A 7,402-nucleotide genomic window follows, 5' to 3' on the forward strand; every position below is an offset into this window, starting at 1 on the left:
AATTGGGGGAATATGGGTATGAATATTGGGATTATTGGCGCTGGTTTTATCGGGTCAACTTTGGCGAAACAGCTTGTCGCTTTGGGTCATCAGGTTAACATCTCAAATTCACGTGGACCAGACACTTTGGCAGAGGTCGCAACTCTTACTGGAGCGAGTCCGGTGACTAATGAAGAAGCGGTGCTTGGAGCCGATCTTATTATTCTGGCGATCCCTTTCGGCAAAATTGCGTCACTTCCTCGTGGATTGTTCGATCTTCGACAAGCAAAAGCCTTTATCATCGATACCAACAATTATACTATACATCGGGATGGCAGAATTGAACAACTCCTTGATGGCAGCATAAAAACGGAAAGCCGTTGGGTAGAGCAGCAAATCGGTGCCCCAGTCGTCAGAGCGTTCAGCAACATCGTAGCTCAGCGTATTATTGATCTGGCGAAACCGGAAGGCGCTGAGGACCGGATTGCACTACCGGTTTTTGCAGACGATCCTGCGGCCAAAGCGGTTGTGATGAAGCTTGTCAACTCACTCGGCTTCGATCCTGTCGATGGCGGTTCCATAGACGATTCATGGCGTGTTCAGCTTGGCACCCCTGCGTCTGGAACGCCTGATTTTATCGAGAAGGATTTGAACGCTGTGGCATTGAAGAGGGCACTTTCAGAAGCTACTGTTGAGCAAAATGCAAATTACCGCACCTCGGCTCTTGAACGCCTGCAATCATAACATGGGATTGATATTCCCATGAAAATTCCTCTACCTGCATAGGAGGGCACTGAAAATTCCAATAAAGATTATTAGCGAGTCCATGAACGAATTTCGTTCATGGACTCGCTTTTTTATGTCCGTTCCAGGCTAACGCTTTTTGCGGGTATGGTTTCAATCTATAGCTATTAACTTAAGGAGACTAAAAATATTGTTTGAAAACTTTTTTATAGAAGCAAAGTATCTAAACAAACATGATAATAAACTTTTGTAATTAAAGGTAAAGGTAAAACTAAAATAGACGCAGCTTATTCAATTTTTTTAAGAAAGTGTCTAATTCATTGATCGATTATTTATGAAAAAATTAAATTCTCCTTTTGCAATTTATTTAAATTGGCAAATCTCCACTTCTTTTGAATTCCCTGAAAGTGCTAAAGCTACCTAAGCCAAGAAAATAACCATCCTATGCAAGAAAGTTCAGATAGCTAATAGCATATATTTTACTGAAAGGATGTGACTGAATGATGGAACGGCCGAATTGGGGAATTGGAGGATTAGTATTCGTTGGCTGCATGTTTCTTGGCGGAGGAGTGGGGTCTATGTTAGGGAATGCCCAAACTGGATGGCTAATAGGAATGGGCGTTGGATTTCTTGGGATGGCTGTAACGAGACTGATTAGAAAGTAATGTAACGGAGATTCTTAATACCATAAGAGTTCCATACATAGATATGATTCTCAATTCGGAGGATGGCACCTTAGGATGTGTTTTTTTATGCTTTTTAAAAGATTTCTAGCATCTTTTTTTGTAATAGAATACATTCATTACTACAATTATGTGCGAATTCAGGAAAAATTAAACTATCTATACCCTAAAGCATTTAGGGAACAAGTGGTTTAGGTGTTTTGATTGGTGTCCCGTTTTCGGGGTTCACTTCAATCATTGGATTTCTGGGGTTTTATTGAATAAATAGAAAATACTTTTCTTTTTCTTTTATTTCATTTAATATCAATAAGGGCACCAAAAAAATAGATAGGGGTGCTAGAATGTACGGTATTATTAATTACGAAGTGTTTTTACTAACAGGGATTTTATTAAATCTAATTCCTGGTGCAGATACCATGTATATTGTGGGAAGAAGTATTTCACAAGGTAGAAAAGCAGGTGTGTATTCTGTTTTTGGTATTATTACTGGTTCTTTAGTTCATACGTTATTGGTTGCTTTTGGTTTATCTATTATACTTACAAAATCCGTTGTGTTATTTAATACCATTAAGGTTATAGGTGTTATCTATCTTGTATATTTAGGAATTAAAATGATACTTGATAAGACAAATATAGCTTTTCAAGCACCATCCAATAAATTGAACGTTAGAAAGATATATTTACAAGGACTCTTAACAAGTCTTACGAATCCAAAAGTCTCTTTATTCTTTATTGCGTTTCTGCCGCAGTTTATAGATACAAAGGCTTCAGGTCCTATACCTTTTATCATTTTAGGAATTACTTTTACAGTAACGGGACTATTGTGGTGTTTATTTGTTGCTTATTTCTCTTCTTATGTCACAAAAAAATTAAGAGGAAATCAAAAGGTAGGAATGATTCTAAATAAAGTAACAGGACTGATTTTTATTGGTATGGGGTTAAAGTTGCTTCAAACGAAGGCTCCCCAATAAACATGAATAATAAAAAATGCCCCCTTCAAGAGATGTTATCTTTGATTTAAGCTAATTTCTATATATTAAAAAGCTCCTTCAAATTTTGAAGGGGCTTTTTGCATGTTATTTTGGTTTATCTAAAAATTTATTTCATAGTACATGATTTATTTTTATCAATTGTCATGTAAATATGTCCTCTAATGACAAGGTTAAATCCATTCATTTCGTCATCGTAGCTTCGTTATCTTGCGGTTACATTCCAAAATGCGTACAATAGCGTGCCTTCAAGGTTATACTGATGCTGGAGGTGATGCAAAGTGATACGATTGGGAAATGAATTCGAAACAAACTAATTAACAATTAGATTCTTACAAGTGAATTCCATCAGTATACCAATTGGTTTATAAACAAATGCGGAAGTATCTTTCGGAAGATGAGCTTTTCATTAGCTAGAAGATTTTTAAACATCTAGTCTTCATTTTGAAACTAGAATCGATTTTATATTAGGTTTCGAATTTTTATGTGGTACAGATATTAGTTGAAAGATAGGAGTTGCCGGCTCTGACTTATATCGTAAAGTTGATCATTTAAAAAGATGGATTTAACGGGGGGATATTATGAAAGATAGCAAACATTTTAATTTTCACAAGCTTTGGCTAGGACAGTCTATAAGTTTATTAGGTACTCAGTTTACAATAGTAGCTTTGCCGCTTTTTGCATTAGAGGTGTTACAAACAAGTGAAGCAAATGCTGCTATACTTCGTGGGGTTATATTCGTCCCTTATCTAATTTTCGGGTTAGTAGCCGGTGCTTTAATAGACATTTTCCATAGGAAAAATATCTTGCTAATTTGTAGTATATGTCAAGGAATATTGTTTTTATCAGTATTCATACTGACTGTAACAAATATAATAACGTTCCCTTTACTGGTATTTATCATGTTTTTAAATGGAATATTCACCACGTTTTACAACATTGCCATTCCTTCTTTCTTACCGGAAATAGTAACAGATAAAGACAACTTAAAAAAAGCTAATGCTCAACTAGCACTTTCGGAGTCTCTTTCTATAGTAATTGGTCCTATGCTAGCTGGAATCGTCATTACTCTAGTCGGATTAACAGGATCGTTTACTGTTGACGCAGTAACGTATTTTGTTTGTTTTATGTTTGTATTATATATTTCAAAGTTTAAACCGCATACAGAGGGTTCTTTAAAAGACGTAAATATAAAATCCATATACGAAAACATATATGAGGGTTTGATATATTTCAAAAAACACCCTGTATTAGAGCCAATTGTGACATGTGGTGCTGTTTACGGTTTTTTTAAATACATATTAAATAGTATTTTAGTAATATTCCTTTATAAGGTAATGGGTCTATCTGAAATTGAAATAGGGTTTGTTGTAGGTTCAGCAGCGGTCGGATTTTTAATAGGTAATACGGTTCTCATGAAAAAAAGTCAACAAATTAATAATACAAAAATGCTTATTTATAGCGCTACTGTATCAGTTACCGGTTTGGCTTTTATACCAATAATGGGATATACGGGAACAGTTTACGGTATAGTAGCCGCAAGTATCATACATGGTATGGGAGAAGGTGTATTTGGCCCTTACGCTGCAACTATACGACAACTTGCCTCACCAAATCACATGCTGGGCCGAGTAAATGCTGTACAGCGCACGCTTAATTGGGGAGCCTGGGCATTGGGAAGTTTTACTAGTGCATTTTTAATTTCTATATTCGGGCTTCAAACTACGTTATTTATAGGAGGTTTCGGAACAACATTGTGTTTAGTGGCGTTGTTAAGACGAGGCGTATCAAAAGGAACTGACATTGAATATACGAGTTCATTTGAGAGGGGATGATTATGATGTATAAGGTATTAAAAGGAAATGACATAGAAAATAAACCACACATTTTATTTATAGGGGGATGGACAAAACCTATACAAGATGCATTAGATAGTGGATATACTGTTTCGTATATAGGATCTTACGCTAAACACATATATTTTGATGGAGTTATCTTAGAAAAATGTTTCTATAAAAAAGAAATAGACACAACAAACATACCCTTGTCTATATACTATGCTGAAGAATTATTCAAAGAGCGACCTTTTCATGTGGTTGTGTCTTTTAACGAAACAGCATTAGATACGGCTTGCATAATTGCAAAGATTTTTAATGTTAAAGGACCTTCTTACAATGCTAATATGATAACTCGCAATAAAGACATGATGCGTGAAATGCTAGCAGGTAAAGACTTTTCAATAGATTCGATAGTTTGTAATAACACTGAAGACATTAATGAATTTTTGAATAAAAAAGATAGTGCTATAATAAAGCCGCCGATTGGGGCAGGGGGTAAAGGAGTATGTAAGCTAGACTGGGGAGATGACGTAGGGGTGTTTATTAAAGAAAATGGTATTCAACTACCTGTTTTAGTGGAAGAGTATATTGAAGGTGATATAGTTTATACGGTTGAAACCGTTTCTTATAACAAAAAACATTCTATACTTGCTATATCAGCTGAAGTATTTAAAGAAGATACATTTATAATAAACTATACGATTATGCCGGCACCTATAGATGAATCTCAAAAACAATTAATTATGGAGAAAGTAATGTTATTTTTGGACGATATGCAAATGGAAAATGGCATTACTCATACAGAAATAAAGATAGACAAACACAATAAAGCAATAATTATAGAGTCTCAAGTTAGAATAGGTGGTGGCAACATCTGGAAGATGGTGGAACTAACAACTGGCATATCTCAATTTGGATACTATTATGATGCGCTAGCTACTGAGACTATAGATGAATTTAGATGTGTACCTTCAAAATGTCAAGCTATGTCTTTAAGCTTGATTCCAAAACCAGGTTGCTTAAAAGAAATCAAGTATAAAGGATTAACTAACATATCCGAGGTCGTATTAATTGATCTAGTAGTAAAAGAGGGCGACACCATACCAACTATTGTAGATAGCACGCAACGCAAAGGGTCTATATTATTTACGGCTAATGATATAAAACATATGTACGAAGTTGCAGAGGAAATATGTAACAACATAACGTTTGTTTATGAGGATTTATCAGAATGGAAACCTTCTTTTAAAAAATATATGTAAAAAGAAATGTGGCAGATGACTGGTCTATATAACAAAGGATAATTTAAATCACATGTGTTTATTAACCAAAAACCGGATAAAAGTGTATTAGTTAGAGCTATGTTTTTTGATGAAAATGACGAATTTATATAACGAATCCTTCAAGGTCAATTACAATGAGCCGGTTTATCCTTAGTGGGACAAAAATCGGCTTTTTTGTATGAAAATGTGCTTAGTGTGGTTTTTGTTCGAAATACTGGAGGAATCCCATTGCTATCATGTAAACAAATATATTCTTCCCTCAAATGAAATTTTAGTTTGATAGTGACGAGCTACTGATTGTGGAAAATCTCCAGGCTTCTATTAGTTGATTAGTTGAAGAATTTGTTCCATAGCTCTTAAGGTATTGTAATATAAATAATCAAATCATCCTTCTGCCATATATTTAAATGGCTCATTCTCTACATCTTATGAATTCCCTGAAAGTACTAAAACTACGCAAAATAAATAACCATCCTATGCAAGAAAGTTGAGGTAGCAAATAGCATATATTTTACTGAAAGGATGTGACTGAATGATGGAACGGCCGAATTGGGGAATTGGAGGATTAGTATTCGTTGGTTGCATGTTTCTTGGCGGAGGAGTGGGATCTATGTTAGGTAATGCCCAAACTGGATGGCTCATAGGAATGGGTGTTGGATTTCTTGGGATGGCTTTAACGAGACTGGTCAGAAAGTAATATAACGGGGATTCTTAATATCGTAAGCACTCTATACATTACAGTTAGAACTTTCTCTTTTGTATTGGCCTTTTCTAAATTTTTTTCATACATAGATAGGATTTTCAAGTCGTAGGATGGCACCTTAGGGTGTATTTTTTATGCTTTCTAAAAATGTCTCACTATATAATAGACTTCGTTAGGTTCTGATAATCTTTTTTGTAATAGAATAGATTCATTACCGTTTCAGACCTTTGTATTCATTCATAACTTAACAGTAAAAGGGGGGATGATGAAAGGTATGGCGTGTAATGATGAATTAATTTGTCAACAGTTTGCAAGAATTATCGGTGGCCAAGAAGGGTTTGCCGGTGGAAAATGTGTAGCAACAATAAATCGGGATGAAATAAGAGCAACAATCTTAGGAAAACGTTTTAGAGTAACAAGTTCCTTCTCATTCGAATCAAGAGATAATAAAACTGGACGGGCATTATGTCTAGGCCGGGTAGCGCTCTTACAAAAAGAAGTCAATGGATTTGTTGCTACTATTATTAAACAAGGAATAATTGTTTCGTCTATACACAATGAGTGGTTATGTGATGATCCAAATTTAATTTACGTTAATATTGAAGACGTTGATGATCCGCTAAGCTTTGCAAGGAAAGTTAGAAGAGCGTTATGTAGTTAACCAATTTTTTTAGTTAAATAAGCAATAGAAAAGGATCTTCAATTGAAAGATCCTGTTCTATTGCTTGTAAGTGATAGATTATGTTAATTAAAATATTTGGGATTATTAATGTTTTTTCAATGGTTTTACTAAATAGATGAAGGTTTTCATGAATTAAGTTTACTTGACTAGCAGGCGAGCGTATTTTTTGCACGAATCGATATAATAATCTCCATTTTTATTGTAGTGTCAGTGTCTTAGTAGAAAATAAATATATACGACAAATTTTGACAAAGAAAGGATTGTATTTTTGTTATGCTATGAAAGTTATTAATTTGTAATGTATATATAGGAGGATTTTTAAATGTCAAAGAAATTATTATTATTTGCACTTATGAGTTTATGTGTAATTGCTTTAAGTGCTTGTAAGAGTAATGAAGAAAAATTAAAGGGCGCACCAGATGAGCAAAAAGTGGATGAAGACAAAAAAGTAGTAGAGGAAGAAAAAGGTAAGCAAGAAGAGCAACAAAGAGCAGAAGAAGA

The 7,402-nt window shown here is 34.6% G+C and carries 7 protein-coding genes and 2 pseudogenes; all 9 read left to right on the plus strand.

The genetic code is table 11. The features are described from left to right. Positions 1 to 18: 18 nt before the first annotated feature. Positions 19 to 723: an NADPH-dependent F420 reductase gene (locus MR083_RS08250; protein WP_242268927.1), complete on the plus strand. Its 705-nt coding sequence runs from the start codon at positions 19 to 21 to the stop codon at positions 721 to 723. Positions 724 to 1,223: 500 nt separating this feature from the next. Continuing rightward, the gene (locus MR083_RS08255) at positions 1,224 to 1,388 is read left to right on the plus strand and encodes a hypothetical protein (RefSeq protein ID WP_000970618.1); all 165 of its coding nucleotides are present in this window, start codon (positions 1,224 to 1,226) and stop codon (positions 1,386 to 1,388) included. 120 nt (positions 1,389 to 1,508) lie between these two features. Next, a pseudogene (locus tag MR083_RS28155) lies at positions 1,509 to 1,601 on the plus strand (IS3 family transposase); the annotation flags it as partial. Between the two features lie 146 nt (positions 1,602 to 1,747). Next, the gene (locus MR083_RS08260; RefSeq protein WP_242268930.1) at positions 1,748 to 2,377 is read left to right on the plus strand and encodes a LysE family translocator; all 630 of its coding nucleotides are present in this window, start codon (positions 1,748 to 1,750) and stop codon (positions 2,375 to 2,377) included. A gap of 599 nt (positions 2,378 to 2,976) precedes the next feature. Further along, positions 2,977 to 4,230 (plus strand): MFS transporter, encoded by a 1,254-nt coding sequence (locus tag MR083_RS08265; RefSeq protein WP_000655274.1) that lies wholly within the window; start codon positions 2,977 to 2,979, stop codon positions 4,228 to 4,230. A gap of 5 nt (positions 4,231 to 4,235) precedes the next feature. After that, entirely contained in the window at positions 4,236 to 5,495 is a 1,260-nt protein-coding gene (locus MR083_RS08270) for an ATP-grasp domain-containing protein (protein WP_242268932.1), read from the plus strand. A 553-nt stretch (positions 5,496 to 6,048) separates the two neighbouring features. Then, complete coding sequence (locus MR083_RS08275; protein WP_000970617.1) at positions 6,049 to 6,213, plus strand: hypothetical protein; 165 nt, start codon at positions 6,049 to 6,051, stop codon at positions 6,211 to 6,213. A gap of 280 nt (positions 6,214 to 6,493) precedes the next feature. Continuing rightward, the gene (locus MR083_RS08280) at positions 6,494 to 6,880 is read left to right on the plus strand and encodes a DUF1259 domain-containing protein (RefSeq protein WP_116733364.1); all 387 of its coding nucleotides are present in this window, start codon (positions 6,494 to 6,496) and stop codon (positions 6,878 to 6,880) included. A 343-nt stretch (positions 6,881 to 7,223) separates the two neighbouring features. Beyond that, positions 7,224 to 7,402: pseudogene (locus tag MR083_RS28330) on the plus strand (YwbE family protein); the annotation flags it as partial.

Origin of the sequence: Bacillus cereus group sp. BfR-BA-01408 (genome assembly GCF_022663305.1) — a bacterium.
GTDB classification, from domain to species: Bacteria; Bacillota; Bacilli; order Bacillales; family Bacillaceae_G; genus Bacillus_A; species Bacillus_A pacificus.